Here is a 19,316-nt window from a genome sequence, read left to right as displayed (position 1 = left end):
CTGCGCGGCCAAATGACGACGACGTCCCGGGCGCGCTATGTGTTCGACAACGTCGAGCCACTGCGGCGCGCAAGCGGTTCCGTCGGACGCTGCGTCCCGTGCCGCCGGCTACCGGGCGTCGGCACCGGGCGTAGAATGACGCGCTGTCGATGTGGCGCACGACAGCGCCGAAAGGCGGCCGCCAGCGTCCGTCCCGGCCGAGGCGGCGCATCCGGTCGCCGGCTGGCCGCGGCGCCTGTCTCCTTGCAGAGGAACCGTTATGCCCCATCCCCACTACCGCCCCCGGCGCATGCGCCGCGACGACTTCTCGCGCCGGCTGATGCGCGAGAACACCCTGACCGCCGACGACCTGATCTGGCCGGTGTTCGTGCACGAGCTGTCCGGGCGCGCGCCGATCGCGTCGATGCCCGGGGTGGAGCGGCTATCGCTGGACGAGTTGCTGAAGGAAGCCGAGAGCGCGCTGGAACTGGGCATTCCGGTGATCGACCTGTTCCCGGTGATCGACCCGTCCGGCAAGAGCCTGGACGCGGCCGAGGCCTGGAACGAGGACGGCCTGGCGCAACGCGCGGTGCGCGCGCTGAAGGCGCGCTTCCCCGAGCTGGGGGTGATGACCGACGTGGCGCTGGACCCGTACACCACCCACGGCCAGGACGGCATCATCGACGCGCACGGCTACGTGCTCAACGACATCACCGTCGAGGCGCTGGTCAAGCAGTCGCTGTCGCATGCGCAGGCCGGCGTGGACATCGTCTCGCCTTCGGACATGATGGATGGGCGCATCGGCGCGATCCGCCGCGCGCTGGATGCCGACGAGCACCTGCACGTGCGCATCATGGCCTACTCGGCCAAGTACGCCTCCGCCTTCTATGGCCCGTTCCGCGACGCGGTCGGCAGCGCCGGCAATCTGGGCAAGGCCGACAAGAGCACCTACCAGATGGACCCGGCCAACGGCGAGGAGGCCCTGCGCGAGATCGCGCTGGACTTGGAGGAAGGCGCGGACATGGTCATGGTCAAGCCCGGCATGCCGTACCTGGACGTGGTGCGGCGGGTGAAGGACGAGTTCCGCGTGCCGACCTTCGCCTACCAGGTCAGCGGCGAGTACGCGATGCTCAAGGCCGCCGCCGCCAATGGCTGGCTGGACGAGCGCAAGTGCGTGCTGGAATCGCTGATGGCGTTCAAGCGCGCCGGCGCCGACGGCGTGCTGACCTATTTCGCGCCGCAGGTGGCGCGCTGGCTGCGCGAGGCGCGCTGAAGCGGTCGCGTCTTGCGATTCAGAGGATGCCGCTTTGTTGTAGGAGCGGCTTCAGCCGCGACAGGACGCTACCGGTAGCATTCTGTCGCGGCTGAAGCCGCTCCTACAAAGGCAGGATGCGCGCAGGGAAAGACCTGCAGGCATAGGCGCTGCACTTATGACGTGGACGCTGACTGCGCCAGCGGCATGGATGTCGCTGCCGGCAGGCAGCCCAAACCGATCAGCGTCGCTTCCATCGCTTCGTCCAGCGGCGTATGCGGCTCTTCGCCGAGCGCCTGCAGCAGGCGCGCGTTGCGCATGCGCAGCGGATGGCGCCACAGTGGGCGCATTTCGCGCAGTTCGCGCGCCAGCGGCCAAAAGGGTACGGCCAGGGTCAGCAGCCACCACGGAAAGCGGCGGGTTTTCGGTTGCGGCATGCCGTGGCGGCGCACCGCGCGCGCGATCGCCGCGGCCATCTGGGTGCCATCGGCGTCCCAGTGTCCGTCCATGTGCAGGCGCGCGAATGCCGGAAGCGCATCGCGCTGCTGCAACAGCCGGAGCATGGTCCTCGCCACGTCCGGCACGTAGGCCCATTGGTGGCCGACACCGGGATCTCCCGGCAGCGTCACCGTGGCGATCGGGCGGCCCGGTTTCACCAGCCCCTGCGCGAGCCAGCTGTTGCCCACGCGCGGGCCGAAGAAGTCGCCCGCGCGCACCACGATGACCCGCGCGCCGTGCGCGGTCGCGGCCTGCAGGCGCCGCTCCAGCTCGACCCGGATCGCGCCCTTGCGCGTGGCCGGCGTCTGCGGCGCGTCTTCGTCTGGCGCCGGATAGGCATCCGGGCCGTAGTTGTAGACCGTGCCCGGCAGCACGATGGTCGCGCCTTCGGCGCAGGCCGCGACGATGGTGTTGTCGATCATCGGCAACACCAGTTCGGCCCAGCGCCGATAGCCGGGCGGATTGACCGCGTGCACGATCACGGCGCAGCCGCGTGCGGCCTGCAGCACGTCCTCGCGGCACATCGCGTCGCCGCGCAGCCAGTGGATGCCGTCGCGGGTTTCGCCGGCGGCCGGGATCGCGCGCTGCAGTGCGCGGACCTGCCAGCCGGCGTCGCGCAGCTGGCGCGCCAGTTCGCCGCCGATGCCGCCGGTGGCGCCCAGGACCAGGGCGGTGGAGGTCGTTGTCATGCGGATGCTCCATTGCAGGGATGGCGGCCAGTCTGGCCGCGGCCGCGTTGCAAAGGAATTGGCGAACATGGTCGATCGGCTATACATTTATGTATGGATAGCGCAATCGGTTGGGAGTTGTATCGGACGTTCCTCGCGGTGCTGGAGGAGGGGTCGCTGTCGGCGGCGGCGCGTGCGCTGGCGCTGACCCAGCCCACGGTCGGCCGGCATGTGGCGGCGCTGGAGAAGGCGTTGGCCGTGCCGTTGTTCGTGCGCTCGCAGACCGGGCTGCTGCCGACCGATGCGGCGCTGGCGCTGCGCGGCCATGCGCAGTCGATGGCCAGCATCGCCGCGTCGCTGCAGCGTGCGGCGGGCCGTCATGGCGAGGCGGTGCAGGGCACGGTGCGGATCGCCGCCAGCGAGGTGATCGGCGCGGAAGTGCTGCCGCCGGTATTGGCCGGCTTGCGCCGCGCTCATCCGCAGCTGCGGCTCGAGCTGGTGCTGAGCAACCGCGTGCAGGACCTGCTGCACCGCGAAGCCGACGTGGCGGTGCGCATGACCCGGCCGCAACAGGATCTGCTGGTCGCCCGCCGCATCGGCGAGGTGACGCTCGGCCTGTACGCCCATCGGGACTACCTGGCCCGGCACGGAACGCCGCAAGGCCTGGACGAACTCGTGCAGCACGCGCTGGTCGGCTTCGATGCGGAGACGCCGTTCCTGCGCGCCGCGCGCGCTGCGCTGCCGCTGTGGCGCCGCGAGGCGTTCGCGCTGCGCGCCGACAGCGATCTGGCGCAGCTGGCCTTGATCCGCGCCGGCTGCGGCATCGGCTTCTTCCAGATGCCCCTGGCGCGGCGCACGCCGAGCCTGGTGCCGGTGCTGCCGCAGCAGGTGCGCCTGGGCCTGGAGACCTGGATCACCATGCACCAGGACCTGCGCGGGAGCGCGGCCTGCAGTGCGGTGTTCGCGGCGCTGGCGGAAGCGATGACCGCGCACGTGGGCTGAGCCCGGACGTGGTCATCCTTGGGTGCTTCGGCTAACGGTGCCGCCGCAGCTATCTGCGGCAGCCTCGACAACCACTCAGCCGATCACGACGCTATTGCGAATCCCGAATCCCGAATCCCGAATCCCGGCTTTCAAGGCAACGTCAACGCGATCGGCGTGGACTTCATCGCCGCGGCGATCGCCGGGAACGGGTCGACGCTGGCCATCGTGATCACGTCGTCGATCGACACCACGTCGCAGGTGATGCTGTCGTCGTTCACGCACAGGTACGCGGCCGCGCCCACGCCCGGCTCGTACACCGCTTTCCATACGTAGTCCGCCACTTCCACCTTGTCGGTGCCGATCGTCGTCACGTTGTCGTCGAAGGCCGGGCCGGTCACCACGTAGATCTCGCCGCGCTGCTTGGCCAGTTGCCGCACCTGCTCCTCGATGCGCGCCCACTCGCCAGTGTTGAGCTTGTGGTCCTGCGGGACCACGTTGGCCATCGAGAAGGTCTCCTTCTCCGAACTTTCGGTCGAGGCGTCGCCGGCCGGGGTCATGTGGCCGCGGTCGAAGCCGGTATTGGTGTAGTCCGAGCTCTTGGAGCGGTCGGCGGCGGGGATGGCGGTTTCCTCGTGGAACGAGCCGACCCGGCCGATCGCCTCGGCACCGGCGACCTGCTGGTCGGTCAGGTGCTCGGCCGAGTACAGCGGCCCCTTGGTCACGCCCGAGGCCAGGATCGCGTATTCGGTATGGCAGACCTCGGTGGTGCGCGTGCTCAGCGCGGTGTCCACGCTCGGCGGCTTGCCGCCGGCGTACAGCGTGGCGCAATTGGTGGCGGCCATCGCCGTCTGGGCCGTGAACAACGCAAGCAACACCAGACAACCGCGCAGGGAGAAGGACATCGCGTACCTCGCTAGCCAGGGGGAGCGAAGAAAGTGGCGAAGGGCCATGTCGCTGCGGTGACCGCTGGATGTGGCGCGCGTGTCACCAGGGCTGGCAGTCATGTTTGTGGAGGGTCCGGCGAGGCACCGGCGCAATTCGATTCGATAAGCGTTCTCATCTACAATGCGCGGCCGCCTTCGACCGTGCCTGTGCCGTGACCAAGAAGCTGTTGTTCCAGCTGCACTGGCTGCTCGGCATCAGCGCCGGGCTGGTGCTGTCGGTGATGGGCCTGAGCGGCGCCACGCTGGCGTTCGAGGACGAGATCGTGCGCTGGGCCAACCCGCCGCTGGCCGAGGCGGCCGCGCGCCACGCCGCCGGCGAATCGCCGCTGCCGCTGGCCGAACTGGCGCGGCGGTTGGACCTGGGCGGCACGCACCGCACCACGCGCCTGCTGATCGACCCGACCGGCACGCGCCCGTCCAACGTACGCCTGGCCGGCGGCGACGGCGGGCGCCTGTATTTCGATCCCTATACCGGGCAGACCGTGGCGGAGCCGCGCTTGACCGGCTTCTTCGCCTTCGTCGAGGACCTGCATCGGCGTTTGGCCGCTGGCGAGCGCGGCAAGGCCGTCACCGGCGCGTGCGCGATCGTGCTGCTGTTCTTCTGCCTGTCCGGGCTGTACCTGCGCTGGCCGCGGCAATGGTGGAGCTGGCGCGCGTGGTGGGCGGTGGAATGGAAGCGGCAGGGACGCGGCTTCCTGTGGAGCCTGCATTCGGTGATCGGCACCTGGTGCCTGGCCATCTACCTGCTGATCGCGCTGACCGGGTTGTACTGGTCCTACGACTGGTACCGGCAAGGGCTGGTGGCGGTGCTCGGCGGCGAGCGCGCGGAAAGCGGCGGCGGCCGCGGCGGCAAGCCGCCGGCGGTGGACTATGCGCGGCTGCAGGCCGCGCTCGATGCGCTGCCCGGCGTGCGCCGCGCCTACCTGGACCTGCGCCTGCCTGGGCGTCCCGGCCAGCCGGCCATCGCGCGCTACCTGGCGGAAGATCCGGTGCACAGCCGCGCCTTCGACGGCGTGGAGATCGATCCGCGCAGCGGCCGCGTCGTGCGCCGCCTGGACTATCGGCAGCAGCCGCTGGGTCGACAGTTGCTGAGCAGCGTCTTCGCCCTGCACAGCGGCAGCTTCTTCGGCCTGCCTGGGCGCGCGCTGGTGCTGCTGGCCAGCCTGTGCATGCCGCTGTTTTTCGTCACCGGCTGGTTGCTGTACCTGGACCGGCGGCGCAAGAAGCGCGCGCTGCGCAGTGCGCGGAGCGGCCTGGGGCCGACTGCGCCGGCGGCCGCCGAGCCGTGGCTGGTCGGATTCGCCAGCCAGAGCGGATTCGCCGAGCGCCTGGCCTGGCAGGCCGCCGGGCAGCTGCAGGCGGCCGGCGTACCGGTGCAGGTGCAATCGCTGGCGCAACTGGATACGGCGCAACTGCTGCGCGCGCGGCGTGCGCTGTTCGTGGTCAGCACCTTCGGCGACGGCGAAGCGCCGGACCCGGCGCGGGCGTTCGAGAAGAAGGTGCTGCGCCAGGCGCAGGCGCTGCCCGAGCTCGGCTATGCGCTGCTGGCGCTGGGCGATCGCCAGTACGCGCGCTTCTGCGGGTTTTCGCGGCGGCTGGAGCAGTGGCTGGCCGCGCAAGGCGCGCAGGCGCTGTTCCCGGCGGTGGAGGTGGACAACGCCGATCCGCAGGCGCTGGCGCAGTGGCAGCGGCAGTTGTCCGCGGTCACCGGCGTGGCCGCGGCGGCGCCGGAACTGCAGGCGCCGCCGTCGCTGGAGTGGCGCCTGGCCGGGCGCGCGCTGCTCAATCCAGGCAGCGCCGGCGCGCCGGTGTGGCGCATCGATCTGGCGCCGCCGGCGCAGGCGCAGTGGCAGGCGGGCGACATCCTGGAAGTGCAGCCATGCCATGCCGCCGACGCCGTGCGCGCCTGGCTTGCCGCGCATGGCCTGGCCGCCGACACCCCGGTGCGTGCCGACGGCGTGCCGATGCCGCTGCAGGCGGCGCTGGCCGATCGCGTGCTGTCGCCACCCGGGGATGCGAACGATCTGCAGGCCTGGCTCGATGCGCTGCCGCAGCTGCCGCTGCGCGAATACTCGATCGCCTCGGTGCCGGCCGACGGCCTGCTGCAACTGGTGGTGCGCCTGACCCGGCGCGACGACGGCAGCGCCGGCCTGGGCTCGGGTTGGCTGTGCCTGCATGCGCCGCTGGGCACCGCGGTGCAGGCGCGGGTGCGCGCCAACCCCGGTTTCCGCCGGCACGGCGATGCGCCGCTGCTGCTGATCGGCAATGGCACCGGCATCGCCGGCCTGCGCAGCCTGCTGCGCGAAGCCGAGGTTGCCGGCGCGCATGGGCATTGGTTGCTGTTCGGCGAGCGCAATGCCGCGCACGATGCGCTGTTCGGTGCGGAGCTGCGCGCCTGGCACGACAGTGGCCATCTGCAGCGCCTGGACCTGGCGTTCTCGCGCGACCAGCCGGGCAAGGTCTACGTGCAGGATCGCCTGCGCGACGCCGCCGATGAGGTGCGCGCCTGGATCGCGCGCGGCGCCACGCTGCACGTCTGCGGCAGCCTGGACAGCATGGCCCGCGGCGTGGATACGGCCTTGCGCGACATCCTCGGCGAGGATGCGCTGGATACGCTCAGCGCGGCCGGGCGTTATCGGCGCGATGTGTATTGAGGTCTGATGCGGGTGGAGCGATTCGGGGAGAGTTATCGGCCCCGGATCGAATCCGGTGGCGTTGTCTTCATCGCTGCGTCTGTCGCGGCTGAAGCCGCTCCTACAAGGGCAGAAGGCGCAGCTCGCTTTTTTGTAGGAGCGGCTTCAGCCGCGACCAACCGCATCAGCGAGCATTGCAGCGACCGTTCCAGCAGCGCTTGCAGACGGGCACGCGTCATCGATCTTCGGCATTCGCACGTCCAGCAGCGCAGCCGTCGCCGTCAGCGCGCACCCGCACAATCGCCGCTGCCGCTCGCCGCCGGGGCCTTCATCCGGTACACGTCGCGCTGGCCGGCCTTCGGTGCGCGCGCACTGCCGACGACCAGCAGTTCGCTCGGTTTGGCGGCGTCCAGTACCGCGCCGCGCGTGTCGCCGTCGGCACCATTGAACGACAGCGCCAGCGGCTGCGGCTGCACGTAGCGCCCAGCGGCGCACTGCGCCAGCCACAACTGCGCGCTTTGCGCCTTGCGCGCCCGCGCGAACACCAGTGCGCGGCCGTCGCCCAGCCAGGCGGCATCGGTTTCGTCGTCGGCGCTGTCGATCCCGTCCAGCGCCTGCAACTGGCCGAAGACCTGGCCTTGCAGCCGCGCCACGAACAGGTCCATGCCGCCGGCACCGCCATGCCCGTCGCTGGCGAACAGCAGCCGGGTGCCGTCCAGCGACAGCGCCGGCGTGCGTTCGTCGCTGCGTGAATTCACCGCCGCGCCCAGGTTCTGCGGCGGGCCGTAGCGGCCGTCGGCCAGCACTGGCGCGCGGTACAGATCGCCGCCGCCGTGGCCGCCGGCGCGGTCGGAGGCGAAATACAGCCAGCGCCCGTCGGTGCTGAAGAACGGGTCGGTGTCGGCGCCAGGTGTGTTCAGCGGCGCCGGCAGCGGTTGCGCGTCAGCCCAGCGCCCGTCGCGCAGCGTGGCCTGCCACAGGTCGCCGCCACCGGGCCCGCCGGCGCGGTCGGGGCTGCCCCAGACGATGCGCTGGCCGTCTGCGGAAACGCTGGCACGGGTCTCGTCGGCCTTGGTCGAGACCACGCCCATGCCCTCGATGCCGAACTCGGAAAGCGCGAACGCCGACGGCGCGCAGAGTAAACTCGCGGCCAGCGCGAGCGGCAGGGCGGGGGTCCGCATGTCGGATTCCTTCGGATGTCGCGACCAGTCTAAAACAACCAACGAGCGTTCCATGCCCACATCCCGTTATGCCGTGTTCGGCCATCCCGTCACCCATTCGCTGTCGCCGCGCATCCATGCCGACTTCGCCAAGCAGGCCGGCATCGCCCTGCAGTACGACGCGATCGACGCCATGCCGGACGGCTTTGCGGCGGCGCTGGCGGCGTTTGCCGCGGAGGGCGGTGTGGGCGCCAACGTGACCTTGCCGCTGAAGGAAGCCGCCTACGCGCACAGCGTGATCCACAGCGAACGTGCGCAGCGCGCCGGGGCGGTCAACACGCTCAGCTACCGCGACGGGCAGTGGCACGGCGACAACACCGACGGCGCCGGCCTGGTGCGCGACCTGACCGGGCGCAACGGCCTGGACCTGCGCGGTCGCCGTGCGCTGCTGCTCGGCGCCGGCGGCGCCGCGCGCGGGGTGGCGCCGGCGCTGCTGGACGCCGGCGTGCAGCAGCTGATGATCGTCAACCGCTCGCCCGAACGCGCCGATGCGCTGGTCGATGCGCTGGGCGAACCGGCGCGCGCCATGTCCCGCTACTGGGAAGACCTGCGCGAACTGGGCGACTTCGAACTGATCGTCAACGCCACCGCCGCCGGCCGCGACGAGGCGGCGGGATTCTCGCTGCCGCTGTCGCTGGTCAACAGCATGACCCTGGCGGTGGACCTGAACTACGGCGAGATCGCGATCCCGTTCCTGGCGTGGGCGCGCGCGGCCAACTGCCGCGATACCGTCGACGGCCTGGGCATGCTGGTCGAGCAGGCGGCCGAGAGCTTCGAGCGCTGGCACGGCGTGCGTCCGGACACCGATCCGGTCTACGCCGCGCTGCGCGCGCGCGATGCGGTGCTGGTGAGCGCCGACTGACCCGAGCGCTCCGGCGCTTTCTTTCAGCTTCCACGGAGATCGCATGGACAATGGATTCCTGCTTCAGTTGTTGACCACGGTGGGCTTCCAGCTGCCGATCCTGATCGTGCTCGGCGTCGGAGTGGTGCTGTTGTCCACGCGCCGCCCCGGCCGTGCACGCACGCTCGGCCTGTGGGGCTTGAGCCTGCTGCTGGTCGGCGGGCTATGCGGCTCGGTGACCTCGCTGTTGCCGATATGGATCGTGTCCCAGGGCGGAACGTTCACCAGCTACGCGGCCTGGTACGGCATCCTGCAGGCCGTGTTCACCATCCTGCACGCAGTGGCGATGCTGCTGGTGGTGCTGGCGCTGCGGTTCGCTCTGCCGCGCTAGAACCTATTCCGCGCCGGCTGGCGGGTCCGGGCGCGGTGTCGTCCGGCACCCGCCGCGCCGGTGCCGACGCGGCGCAACCGAAGGAGACGGCAATGCTGGCGACTGCGATCCAGCCGCTGCTGGAGGTCAAGATGGTGACCGGCGGGATCGGCCTGCTGGCGCGCTTCCTGCTGCCGCTGATCGGCCTGCTGCTGCTCGCGCGCCTGGCGCCTGGCCGCGCACGCACGCTGGCGCAGGCCGGATTGGCGGTGCTGATGGCGAACGCGGTGCTGCCGCGCGCGCTGAACGCGGCGGTGGGCTGGACGCAACTGATGTCCGATCGGCTCACCGAGCCGTACGCATGGACCTACGCGTCGATCCGCCTGCTGGAAGATGCGCTGTACGTGCTCGGCGTGGCGCTGTTGTTGCAGGCCTTGCGGCGCGCGTTGCCGCACAAGCCTTCCGCGCCGCGTTAAGGTCCGCGCCCGCGCCGGTGTCAATCCGTGCGACCGGACGTGAGAAAATGCGCGGATGAACGACACCCCCACGCCGGCCGCGCAGTCCGCGCCCGGCAAGCCCCAGCGCGAGCTGACCGAGCCGCTGAAGCTCGCCATCCGCGACGCCTACACCAAACTGCAGGCCAACACCCCCGGGTTCCGCGTGCGCCGCGCGCAGAGCCAGATGATCGGGGTGGTGTCGCGCGCGCTGGGCACCAGCGGCGGCGTCGGCGTGGCCGAGGCGCCCACCGGCGTCGGCAAGAGCCTGGGCTACCTCACCGCCGGCGTACCGATCGCGCTGGCCAGCAAGAAGAAGCTGGTGATCAGCACCGGCACCGTGGCGCTGCAATCGCAATTGGTGGAGCGTGACATCCCCGCCTTCCTCAAGGCCACCGGCATCGAGGCGACGGTGGCGCTGGCCAAGGGCCGCACCCGCTACCTGTGCGCGCGCAACGTCGCCGAACTGCATGGCGAAGCCGCGCAGGACAGCATGTTCGAGGACGAGGCGCCGCTGTACGATCGCCCGCTGAGCCCGGCCGAGGCCGAGCAGGCGCGCGGCCTGGCCAAGGCCTACGCCGACAAGACCTGGAACGGCGACCTGGACACCGCGCCGGAGCCGATCCCGGCGTCGCTGCGCGCGCGTATCACCACCAATGCCGCCGGCTGCGCCGGGCGCCGCTGCTCGTTCGCGGTGCAATGCCCGGTGCTGAAAGCGCGCAGCGACGTGCGCGACGCGCAGATCGTGGTCACCAACCACGCCTTGCTGCTGTCGGCGCTGGCGCTGGGCGACAGCGACAACGGCCAGCCGCTGATCGCGCCGCCGGCGGACATGCTGCTGGTGCTCGACGAGGGCCACCACATCGCCGGCGTCGCCATCGACCAGGGCGCGGCCAACCTGGCGCTGGACGACATGGCGCGCCGCACCGGCCGCCTGCAGTCGCTGGTCGGCGCGGCCTACCGGCTGGCCGACAAGGACACCATCGGCAACCAGTTGCCGAACGAGGCGATCGAACTGGCGACCCAGGTCAGCAAGGGCTTGAAGGCGTTCCGCGCCGAGATCGAGCGCGCCTGGGTGCCGGATCCAAGCCAGGAAGAGCCGATGTGGCGCGCGCCCAACGGGCGCCTGCCCGAGGACTGGAAGCCGTTCATCGACGCGCAGGCGCAGGACACCGCCGCACTGCTCAACTGGGTGCAGGCCGCGCATCAGCTGGTGGCCAAGTCCAAGCAGGAGGATGCGGCCAAGGAGCGCCTGCAGCGCAGCCTGGGCATGGCCCTGGAGATGGTCGAGCAGCAATACGCGCTGTGGCTGGGCTGGCGCCGCGAGGACCAGGACGGGCAGGCGCCGATGGCGCGCTGGATCACCGCCTCGCGCGATGCCGACCTGGTCTGCCACTGCTCGCCGGTGTCGGCCGCGCAGGTGCTGCGCGCGCTGCTGTGGAGCGAAGTGGACTCGGCGGTGCTGACCTCGGCCACGCTGACTGGCGGCGGCGATTTCCAGGCGCTGGCGATCGACAACGGCCTGCCCGCGCATGCCGAGATGGTGTCGCTGTCCTCGCCGTTCGACCTGCCCAACCAGGCTGAACTGATCGTGCCGAAATTCCCGGTGGCGCCGGACGACCGCGAGGGCCATCCACGCGAGGTCGCGCGCTATCTGGTCAAGGAACTGGACTGGGGCAAGGGCTCGATCGTGCTGTTCACTTCGCGCTGGAAGATGCTCAAGGTCGCCGACCTGCTGCCGGTCGCGCAGCGCAACCGCGTGCTGGTGCAGGGCGAGGGTTCCAAGTCGCAGATGATCGGCGAGCACATGCGCCGCATCGGTGCCGGCGAGGGCTCGGTGCTGTTCGGCCTGAATTCCTTCGGCGAAGGCCTGGACCTGCCGGGCGATGCCTGCACCACCGTGGTCATCACCCAGGTGCCGTTCGCGGTGCCGACCGACCCGCAGACCGCGACGCTCGGCGAGTGGTTCGAAAGCCGCGGCCTCAACGCCTTCAACCTGATCGCGGTACCGCACGCGCTGCGCACCCTGACCCAGTTCGCCGGCCGCCTGATCCGCAGCTCCAGCGACCATGGCCGGGTCATCATCCTCGACTCGCGCTTGCTGACCAAGCGCTACGGCAAGCGCATCATCGATGCGTTGCCGCCGTTCAAGCGGGTGATCGGCTAGCGCCACGCGCTGTCTACATTTTGATGTCGATCGCGTCGCCTCGCGCCGCTCGTGCGAGGCGCAAATGGCGCGAAGTGCACGCGCAACGCCCATGTGCGAGACCGCAATCACAACAGCGTGCCGGCATCCACCCTGCCTATCGCAGCCATAGCAACTAACGAATTCTCAGCCCGCCGCGCCACCGCCATGCTTCAGCTCCCTCAACACGAGCTGACGCCATGCGCCCTGGAACACTGTTGGTGCTCGCCCTGCTGTCGCAGACCCTGATCGTTCCCGCCGGGTTCGCGCAGTCCACGCTCACGCGCGACAACGGTGCGCCGGTGGGCGACAACCAGAACTCGCAGACCGCCGGCGCCACCGGCCCGACCCTGCTCCAGGACGTGCAGCTGATCCAGAAGCTGCAGCGCTTCGACCGCGAGCGCATCCCCGAGCGCGTGGTGCATGCGCGCGGCACCGGCGTGCATGGCGCGTTCACCGCCAGTGCCGACATCTCCGACCTGACCAAGGCCAAGGTGTTCAGCGCCGGCACCAAGACCCCGGTGTTCGTGCGCTTCTCCTCGGTGGTGCACGGCAACCATTCGCCGGAGACGCTGCGCGATCCGCACGGCTTCGCCACCAAGTTCTACACCAGCGAGGGCAACTGGGACCTGGTCGGCAACAACTTCCCGACCTTCTTCATCCGCGATGCGATCAAGTTCCCCGACATGGTGCATGCGTTCAAGCCGGATCCGCGGACCAATCTCGACGACGATGCGCGCCGTTTCGATTTCTTCTCGCACGTGCCCGAGGCCACGCGCACGCTGACCCTGCTGTACTCCAACGAAGGCACGCCGGCCGGCTACCGCTTCATGGACGGCAACGGCGTGCACGCCTACAAACTGGTCAACGCGCAAGGCGAGGTGCACTACGTCAAGTTCCATTGGAAGTCGCTGCAAGGCCTGAAGAACCTGGACCCGAAGCAGGTGGCGCAGGTGCAGGGCAAGGACTATAGCCACCTGACCAACGATCTGGTCGGCGCGATCAAGCAGGGCGACTATCCGAAGTGGGACCTGTACATCCAGGTGCTGAAGCCGGAAGACCTGGCCAAGTTCGACTTCGATCCGCTGGATGCGACCAAGATCTGGCCGGACGTGCCCGAGCGCAAGATCGGACAGATGGTGCTGAACAAGAACGTGGACAACTTCTTCCAGGAGACCGAGCAGGTGGCGATGGCACCGGCCAACCTGGTGCCGGGCATCGAACCCTCGGAAGACCGCCTGCTGCAGGGGCGCATCTTCTCCTATGCCGATACCCAGTTGTACCGGGTCGGTACCAATGGCCTGAGTCTGCCGGTGAACCGGCCACTGGTGGCAGTCAACAACGGCAATCAGGACGGCGCGATGAACTCCGGCGCCACCGCCAGCGGCGTCAACTACGAGCCCAGCCGGCTCGCCCCGCGCCTGCAGGATCCGAACGCGCGCTACAGCCAGCTGCCGCTGTCCGGCACCTCGCAGCAGGCGAAGATCACCCGCGAGCAGAACTTCAAGCAGGCCGGCGAACTGTTCCGCAGCTACAGCAAGAAGGAGCAGCAGGACCTGATCCAGAGCTTCGGCGAATCGCTGGCCGGCACCGACGACGCCAGCAAGCACATCATGCTGTCGTTCCTGTACAAGGCCGATCCGTCCTACGGCAGCGGCGTCGCCCGCGTCGCCAAGGGCGACCTGGCGCGGGTCAAGCAGCTGGCCGCGCAACTGCGGGATTGACTGTTCATAGCGCAGCGCGGCGGCGCCTCCCCCACGCCGCGCTGCGTTTTCTTTGCCGGAGACCGAGCATGCTTCGCTTCCTTCTTCTCGCCCTGAGCCTGGCCGCCGCCTCGGCGACCGCCGCGCCCGCGCCCGCTGATCCGGCCAAGATCCAGGCGCAACTACGCGACTACTTCTTCGATGCCGCGCGCGAAGGCCGCCAGGACATGCTGGCCGAGTTCATCCAGGCGCACTACGACCTCAATGCCCGCGACGACAAGGGCTATACCGCGCTGATCCTGGCTGCCTACCACGGCCAGCAGCCGGCGGTGGAGCAATTGCTGCGCGCGGGCGCCGATCCGTGCGCACAGGACAAGCGCGGCAACACCGCACTGATGGGCGCGATCTTCAAGGGCGAACTGGCAATCGCCAAGCGGCTGATGCAGGCCGATTGCGCGCCCGACCAACGCAACAACGCCGGCCAGACCGCGGCGATGTACGCGGCGTTGTTCCAGCGTACCGAAGTGCTGAAAGACCTCGCCGCCAAGGGCGCCGATCTGCAGGCGAAGGACGCGCAGGGCAACGACGTGGCCAAGCTGCAACGCGGCGAATTCGCGCAGGCGCCGCTGCGCTGAGCGTGTGGCCGCACCGATGGCGCTGCAGGAGGCTGCAACGAACGCAGGTGAGCGCCAGTCGCGCCAGGCGTTACCGGCGGCATCTGTGGCAAGCGCTGGTCGAGGCCAGCCGGTGTCCTTCCCAGCCACGTCGCCAACGGCGGATGCCTGCGATGAAGCTGGCTAACGCGCGGATGCCGCCGGCATCCAGCGCAGCGTGATCGTCCAGAACAGCAGCGCCGCCGCGCTGGTCGCCGCTCCCAGGATGCACACGCCCGTCCATCCGGCATGCGCATAGATGGCGGTGGCGGCGATCGCGCCCAGGCCGCTGCCCAGCGCGTAGAACAGCATGTAGCCGGCGACGCGCCGGCTGTGCGCCGACGCGTCGCCGCGGAAGATCAGGCTCTGGTTGATGACGTGGATCGCCTGGCCGGCCATGTCCAGCACGACGATGCCGAGCACCAGCGCCGCCAGCGAACGCATGCCCAGCGCCAGCGGCAGCCACGACGCCAGCAGCAGCGCCAGCATCAGCCCGCTGCAGCGCTGCGCCCAGCCACGGTCGGCCCAGCGCCCGGCACGCGCTGCGGCGAGCGCGCCGACCGCCCCGACCAGGCCGAATGCGCCGATCGTGGCATGCGAGTAGGCATACGGCGCTGCGCTCAGCGGCAGCACCAGTGCGGTCCAGAAGATCGAGAAGCTGGCGAACATCAGCAGCGCGATGCCGCCGCGGATCTGCAGCACCCGCTCGTGCGCCAGCATGCGCAGCATCGAGCGCAGCAGGGCCGCATAGCCGGGCGGCCGTTGCGGCGCGGGCAGGGCGGGCAACACATGCCGCAACCACAACAGCAGCACCAGGGTCAGCGCGGCGGATGCGGCATAGACGCCGCGCCAGCCGGCCAGATCGGCGATCACGCCAGCCAGCACCCGCGCCAACAGCAGCCCGATCACCACGCCGGCCTGGGCGGCGCCGACCACCCGGCCACGTTCGGCCGCCGCGGCGCTGGCCGCGGCATAGGCGATCAGGCCCTGGGTCATCGCCGTGCCCAGCAAGCCCAGGGCGAGCATTCCTGCCAGCAGTGCCGGTAGCGTCGGCGCCGCGGCCACCGCCAGCAGCGCGGCCAGCAATGCGCCGCCTTGCCACAGCATCAGCGGGCGCCGCGCGTGGCGATCGCCCAGCGGCACCACCAGCAACAGCGCCAGTGCGCAACCGGCCTGGGTCGCGCCGATCACGCCGCCGGCAGCGCCTTGGCCGATGCCGAATTCCGCCGCCAGCGCATCGAGCAGCGGCTGCGCGAAATAGACGTTGGCCACGCTGGCGCCGCTGGCGCAGGCGAACAGCGCCACTTGCCCGCGGCTCAGCCTGGGCGGCTCGGGCCTGAGCTCGGAATCGGATACGGTCGGCATGGCTCGTGCGTCGCTAAGTGGTTTCGATTAAAAACCAGTAACAGCGTGGCGCCTTTGGTTTTAAAATGCAACCGATAGCGCACTCGGCGAAGGAGAGACGGCATGGCCAGACGCAGCAAGGACTCCGCCCAGCCGTGCCCGGTGGCGCGTTCGGTGGATCTGATCGGCGAGCGCTGGGCGTTGCTGATCCTGCGCGATGCCTTCGACGGGATCGGCCGCTTCGGCGATTTCCAGCGCAGTCTGGGCATGGCGCGCAACATCCTGGCCGATCGCCTGCGGCTGCTGGTCGAGGCGCAGATCCTGGCGCTGCGGCCGGCCGCCGACGGCAGCGCCTACCAGGAATACGCGCTCACCGAGAAAGGCGAGCAGCTGTTCCCGCTGCTGCTGGCGTTGCGGCAATGGGGCGAGCGGCATCTGTTTGTGCCGGGCGAGGCGCATTCGCGCCTGCTCGATCGCCGTACCGGCAAGCCGGTGCCGGCGATGCTGCCGCGCGATGCCGCCGGCCGCGCGCTCAAGCCGCGGCAGACGACGGTACGCAAGGTCGACGCGCCCGCCGACGGCGCATGAGCGCGACACCGGCGCCTGGCGCGCGGAGCGTGGGGACAGGGGTGAGGCGCGATCCGCGGCCGACATGGCGCCGGCACCCCTGATCGGCGAAAATGCCGCCTGGCCGGCCCATCCCGGTCGGTCGCAACGCCCCTAGCGATGCCGCCTCCCGTTCGCCGCAAGCGCCGGGCGCGCCGCATCGCTGCCTCTACCGCTGTCTTTCGTCGGCGTTCTGCCGCGCCTTTCGCCACGGCTCGCCGCCGCTCATCCCGGATCCGTCTTGAACACCACCGCCTCGCCCCCCGCCACCGACGACCTGCCCCTGACCGAACGCCTGCGTGTCGCCCTGGACCTGCTCGAAGCCATCGACGCCGATCGCAGCGTGCTCGATGCATTGCCCGAGGCCGACCGCGTGCGCCTGCACCAGGTGGTGGCGAAGGTCTATCACCCGGAACCCAAGGCGCGCCGGCAGTTGCTCAAGCAGCAGGCGCGCGAACGCCACCAGGAAAAGGTGCGCAAGGCCGAGGCGCTGCTCGAGCAGACCGGCATCCGCGCGCTACGGCGCAAGCCGGTGTTCAGCACGCCGAACTACTTCCCGCCGCATGCCGCCGGCTTGCACGACGCCAGCAACGCCGCGGTCGAAGAGCCTGCGGCGCCGCATTCGCCCGAGTTGCGACACTGCTACGTGTGCAAGCAGAAGTTCACCAAGTTGCACCATTTCTACGACCAGATGTGCCCGGCCTGCGCCGAGCTGAACTACTTCAAGCGTACCGAGACCGCCGATCTGCGCGGGCGCGTGGCGCTGCTGACCGGCGGCCGGGTCAAGATCGGCTATCAGGCCGGACTGAAGCTGTTGCGCGCCGGCGCCGAGTTGATCGTGACCACGCGCTTCCCGCGCGATTCGGCCGCGCGCTACGCGCAGGAGCCGGACTTCGCCGAATGGGGCCACCGCCTGCAGGTGTTCGGCCTGGACCTGCGCCACACGCCCAGCGTCGAGGCGTTCTGCAGCCAGCTGCTGGCCACGCGCGAGCGGCTGGACTTCATCGTCAACAACGCCTGCCAGACCGTGCGCCGGCCGCCGCAGTTCTACGCGCACATGATGGCCGGCGAAACCGCCGCGCTGCACGAACTGCCCGAGCACGTGCGCCGCCTGGTCGGCCACTACGAGGGCTTGCGCAGCCCGGAACTGCTGCCGGCGGCGTCGGCGACCACGCTTCAGGCAGGGCAGGGCCACGGCATCAGCGGTGCCGACGGCCTGACTCGCGCCGCCGAACTGTCGCAAGTGCCGCTGCTGGCCGACGAGCTGCTTGGCCAGCAGCATCTGTTTCCGGAGGGCCGGCTGGACCAGGACCTGCAGCAGGTGGACCTGCGCGGGCGCAACTCGTGGCGCCTGCTGATGGCCGAAGTGCCGTCGGTGGAGCTGCTGGAGACGCAACTGGTCAACGCCATCGCGCCGTTCATCATCAACGCGCGGCTCAAGCCGCTGATGCTGCGCACGCCCGAACGCGACAAGCACATCGTCAACGTGTCGGCGATGGAAGGGCAGTTCTACCGCAACTTCAAGACCACCCGGCACCCGCACACCAACATGGCCAAGGCCGCGTTGAACATGATGACCCGGACCTCGGCCGCCGATTACCAGAACGACGGCATCCACATGAACAGCGTGGACACCGGCTGGGTCACCGACGAGGATCCGGCCGAGATCGCCGCGCGCAAGGTGCAGGAAGAGCGCTTCCATCCGCCGCTGGATATCGTCGACGGCGCCGCGCGCATCGTCGACCCGATCATCCACGGTTTCAACACCGGCGAGCACGTGTGGGGGCAGTTCCTGAAGGACTACGCGCCGACGGATTGGTGAGTGGGCGGGGAGGCCATGCGTTGCCGGCCCCGCTGGAAGCCGCTGGAAACCGCTGCGCGAATCAGTCCTGCCGGCGCAGCCGGTGTGCCTTGAACAGAGTTCCAAGCCAGGTGGCCAGCCGGCCGGTCATCCAGCGCAGACCGAGAAACCAGAGGCAAGCAGGCCACACCAGCACGGTGATCGCGAGCGTCAATAGCCAGAGATCGAATGCCGTGATCGTGCCGGCCACGTAGCAATCCCCGCGAGGCGGGCAGCCCAATTCCGCGTACAAGCGCTCGATCCTGTCGGAGAGCGCCATTGGAACGTAGGCGAGTGCGAGCCACCAAAAGGATTGGACGATGCGCTTGAGAATCGCCATCTGCGCTTCAACTGGATTGGTCGGAGCCGGTCATAGAGGCGGCCTGGTCGCGTTCGCGGCCCCAGAACTCCACCATGATGGTCATGGCGGTCCACACGATCAGCGTGGGTTGGACCTTGCTGGGGATGACATCGTGTCCTCTGAGCATGAGGTCGGCCATCCCGGGGAGCGTCAGCACCAGCACGACCGTATAGATCGCATAGACCACCCTGTGCCGGCTGTTGGAGATGAAGAGAATGGAAATGACGATGCCGGCGAGCATGGTCAGCACCACGCCGAACTGCCAGTCGTTGAGCTTCTCGGTACCGGCGAGGACCAACCCCAGCACGGCCCCGAAGAACATGTTCATGCCGTTGAGGTTTGCCTGATATTCGTCCTTGGACATTTTTCCAAGGCCCATCTTGCCGAAGCTACCGCCGAACTTTTTCCACATAAGAAATCCCCCTTTTTCTGCGCGATGCACGCCGTCCATTCCCGCTGCATCGGGCGCCTTGGTAGTGCCTTGCGCCCCCGCGCGGCCTCTGCCCTGCTTCCCGTCCCCGCAGTGCCGGTCAACCCCAAGGCTCGCGACCAACTCTAGCGGAGATTGGCAATGCCGGCAGCAGCGATCGTCGCAGGCGCAGTTGGGGCGGAGTGGCGCCGTGCATCGGCCGGCGCCAGCGCGGCCGTGGAGCGAGGTGGTGCTGGGGCTCTAGGAGCCATGGCCAAGCCACGATCGGCTGCCGCATCGTGCGGATCGCGTGATCGCCGCTGAGCGCCCGA

General features: G+C 69.6%; 17 protein-coding genes. 11 read left to right on the top strand and 6 right to left on the bottom strand.

All coding sequences use genetic code 11. The features are described 5' to 3' along the window. The first annotated feature begins 259 nt into the window (after positions 1 to 259). Complete coding sequence (gene hemB / locus J2Y70_RS15090) at positions 260 to 1,252, top strand: porphobilinogen synthase (RefSeq protein WP_309919178.1); 993 nt, start codon at positions 260 to 262, stop codon at positions 1,250 to 1,252. Positions 1,253 to 1,407: 155 nt separating this feature from the next. Here hemB and J2Y70_RS15085 read toward each other — a convergent pair whose 3' ends face one another. Continuing rightward, positions 1,408 to 2,418, bottom strand: a complete 1,011-nt coding sequence (locus J2Y70_RS15085; RefSeq protein WP_309919175.1) for an NAD-dependent epimerase/dehydratase family protein — start codon at positions 2,416 to 2,418, stop codon at positions 1,408 to 1,410. 93 nt (positions 2,419 to 2,511) lie between these two features. Between J2Y70_RS15085 and J2Y70_RS15080 the strand changes: the two genes are divergently transcribed. Beyond that, entirely contained in the window at positions 2,512 to 3,399 is an 888-nt protein-coding gene (locus tag J2Y70_RS15080; protein ID WP_309919172.1) for a LysR substrate-binding domain-containing protein, read from the top strand. A 131-nt stretch (positions 3,400 to 3,530) separates the two neighbouring features. Here the strand turns inward: J2Y70_RS15080 and J2Y70_RS15075 are convergent, their stop codons facing one another. After that, a complete protein-coding gene (locus tag J2Y70_RS15075; protein WP_309919169.1) occupies positions 3,531 to 4,283 on the bottom strand; it encodes a DNA/RNA non-specific endonuclease in 753 nt (250 codons plus the stop codon). Between the two features lie 194 nt (positions 4,284 to 4,477). Between J2Y70_RS15075 and J2Y70_RS15070 the strand changes: the two genes are divergently transcribed. Then, on the top strand, positions 4,478 to 6,979 hold the full coding sequence (locus tag J2Y70_RS15070; RefSeq protein WP_309919166.1) for a sulfite reductase flavoprotein subunit alpha: 2,502 nt from the start codon (positions 4,478 to 4,480) through the stop codon (positions 6,977 to 6,979). Between the two features lie 260 nt (positions 6,980 to 7,239). On the opposite strand, the gene J2Y70_RS15065 is transcribed toward J2Y70_RS15070, so the two are convergent. Next, the gene (locus J2Y70_RS15065; RefSeq protein ID WP_309919163.1) at positions 7,240 to 8,139 is read right to left on the bottom strand and encodes a TolB-like protein; all 900 of its coding nucleotides are present in this window, start codon (positions 8,137 to 8,139) and stop codon (positions 7,240 to 7,242) included. A 52-nt stretch (positions 8,140 to 8,191) separates the two neighbouring features. Here J2Y70_RS15065 and aroE point away from each other — a divergent pair, with 52 nt between their 5' ends. From aroE to J2Y70_RS15035, 6 genes are all read left to right on the top strand, one after another. Continuing rightward, on the top strand, positions 8,192 to 9,040 hold the full coding sequence (gene aroE / locus J2Y70_RS15060) for a shikimate dehydrogenase (RefSeq protein ID WP_263396127.1): 849 nt from the start codon (positions 8,192 to 8,194) through the stop codon (positions 9,038 to 9,040). Between the two features lie 43 nt (positions 9,041 to 9,083). Beyond that, a complete protein-coding gene (locus J2Y70_RS15055; protein WP_263396126.1) occupies positions 9,084 to 9,410 on the top strand; it encodes a hypothetical protein in 327 nt (108 codons plus the stop codon). Between the two features lie 92 nt (positions 9,411 to 9,502). Continuing rightward, positions 9,503 to 9,865 (top strand): hypothetical protein, encoded by a 363-nt coding sequence (locus J2Y70_RS15050; protein ID WP_263396125.1) that lies wholly within the window; start codon positions 9,503 to 9,505, stop codon positions 9,863 to 9,865. 55 nt (positions 9,866 to 9,920) lie between these two features. Continuing rightward, positions 9,921 to 12,050: an ATP-dependent DNA helicase DinG gene (dinG, locus tag J2Y70_RS15045; RefSeq protein ID WP_309919157.1), complete on the top strand. Its 2,130-nt coding sequence runs from the start codon at positions 9,921 to 9,923 to the stop codon at positions 12,048 to 12,050. Between the two features lie 218 nt (positions 12,051 to 12,268). Further along, complete coding sequence (gene katB / locus J2Y70_RS15040; RefSeq protein WP_309919154.1) at positions 12,269 to 13,792, top strand: catalase KatB; 1,524 nt, start codon at positions 12,269 to 12,271, stop codon at positions 13,790 to 13,792. 68 nt (positions 13,793 to 13,860) lie between these two features. After that, positions 13,861 to 14,406, top strand: a complete 546-nt coding sequence (locus tag J2Y70_RS15035) for an ankyrin repeat domain-containing protein (protein ID WP_309919151.1) — start codon at positions 13,861 to 13,863, stop codon at positions 14,404 to 14,406. Positions 14,407 to 14,568: 162 nt separating this feature from the next. On the opposite strand, the gene J2Y70_RS15030 is transcribed toward J2Y70_RS15035, so the two are convergent. Next, positions 14,569 to 15,789, bottom strand: coding sequence for an MFS transporter (locus J2Y70_RS15030; protein ID WP_309919148.1), 1,221 nt, complete (start codon positions 15,787 to 15,789; stop codon positions 14,569 to 14,571). Positions 15,790 to 15,891: 102 nt separating this feature from the next. Between J2Y70_RS15030 and J2Y70_RS15025 the strand changes: the two genes are divergently transcribed. Further along, positions 15,892 to 16,356: a helix-turn-helix domain-containing protein gene (locus J2Y70_RS15025; protein WP_309919145.1), complete on the top strand. Its 465-nt coding sequence runs from the start codon at positions 15,892 to 15,894 to the stop codon at positions 16,354 to 16,356. Positions 16,357 to 16,615: 259 nt separating this feature from the next. Next, on the top strand, positions 16,616 to 18,196 hold the full coding sequence (locus J2Y70_RS15020; protein ID WP_309919142.1) for an SDR family oxidoreductase: 1,581 nt from the start codon (positions 16,616 to 16,618) through the stop codon (positions 18,194 to 18,196). A gap of 61 nt (positions 18,197 to 18,257) precedes the next feature. Here the strand turns inward: J2Y70_RS15020 and J2Y70_RS15015 are convergent, their stop codons facing one another. Next, positions 18,258 to 18,554, bottom strand: a complete 297-nt coding sequence (locus J2Y70_RS15015; RefSeq protein ID WP_309919138.1) for a hypothetical protein — start codon at positions 18,552 to 18,554, stop codon at positions 18,258 to 18,260. 7 nt (positions 18,555 to 18,561) lie between these two features. Beyond that, on the bottom strand, positions 18,562 to 19,026 hold the full coding sequence (locus J2Y70_RS15010; protein ID WP_309919135.1) for a hypothetical protein: 465 nt from the start codon (positions 19,024 to 19,026) through the stop codon (positions 18,562 to 18,564). Between the last annotated feature and the right edge of the window lie 290 nt (positions 19,027 to 19,316).

Origin of the sequence: Xanthomonas sp. 1678, from assembly GCF_031455575.1 — a bacterium.
Taxonomy (GTDB): domain Bacteria; phylum Pseudomonadota; class Gammaproteobacteria; order Xanthomonadales; family Xanthomonadaceae; genus Xanthomonas_A.
Note: the sequence above shows the minus strand (reverse complement) of the source record. Positions and strands in the feature narration are given on the sequence as shown.

What these genes read in the sequence shown, in the direction of transcription:
- dinG (WP_309919157.1), top strand. Translation starts at nt 9,921, where the DNA reads ATGAACGACACCCCCACGCCGGCCGCGCAGTCCGCGCCCGGCAAGCCC.
- J2Y70_RS15010 (WP_309919135.1), bottom strand. Translation starts at nt 19,026, where the DNA reads ATGGACGGCGTGCATCGCGCAGAAAAAGGGGGATTTCTTATGTGGAAA.
- aroE (WP_263396127.1), top strand. Translation starts at nt 8,192, where the DNA reads ATGCCCACATCCCGTTATGCCGTGTTCGGCCATCCCGTCACCCATTCG.
- J2Y70_RS15075 (WP_309919169.1), bottom strand. Translation starts at nt 4,283, where the DNA reads ATGTCCTTCTCCCTGCGCGGTTGTCTGGTGTTGCTTGCGTTGTTCACG.
- J2Y70_RS15015 (WP_309919138.1), bottom strand. Translation starts at nt 18,554, where the DNA reads ATGGCGATTCTCAAGCGCATCGTCCAATCCTTTTGGTGGCTCGCACTC.
- J2Y70_RS15030 (WP_309919148.1), bottom strand. Translation starts at nt 15,789, where the DNA reads ATGCCGACCGTATCCGATTCCGAGCTCAGGCCCGAGCCGCCCAGGCTG.
- J2Y70_RS15080 (WP_309919172.1), top strand. Translation starts at nt 2,512, where the DNA reads ATGGATAGCGCAATCGGTTGGGAGTTGTATCGGACGTTCCTCGCGGTG.
- J2Y70_RS15025 (WP_309919145.1), top strand. Translation starts at nt 15,892, where the DNA reads ATGGCCAGACGCAGCAAGGACTCCGCCCAGCCGTGCCCGGTGGCGCGT.
- katB (WP_309919154.1), top strand. Translation starts at nt 12,269, where the DNA reads ATGCGCCCTGGAACACTGTTGGTGCTCGCCCTGCTGTCGCAGACCCTG.
- J2Y70_RS15065 (WP_309919163.1), bottom strand. Translation starts at nt 8,139, where the DNA reads ATGCGGACCCCCGCCCTGCCGCTCGCGCTGGCCGCGAGTTTACTCTGC.
- J2Y70_RS15085 (WP_309919175.1), bottom strand. Translation starts at nt 2,418, where the DNA reads ATGACAACGACCTCCACCGCCCTGGTCCTGGGCGCCACCGGCGGCATC.
- J2Y70_RS15055 (WP_263396126.1), top strand. Translation starts at nt 9,084, where the DNA reads ATGGACAATGGATTCCTGCTTCAGTTGTTGACCACGGTGGGCTTCCAG.
- J2Y70_RS15050 (WP_263396125.1), top strand. Translation starts at nt 9,503, where the DNA reads ATGCTGGCGACTGCGATCCAGCCGCTGCTGGAGGTCAAGATGGTGACC.
- hemB (WP_309919178.1), top strand. Translation starts at nt 260, where the DNA reads ATGCCCCATCCCCACTACCGCCCCCGGCGCATGCGCCGCGACGACTTC.
- J2Y70_RS15035 (WP_309919151.1), top strand. Translation starts at nt 13,861, where the DNA reads ATGCTTCGCTTCCTTCTTCTCGCCCTGAGCCTGGCCGCCGCCTCGGCG.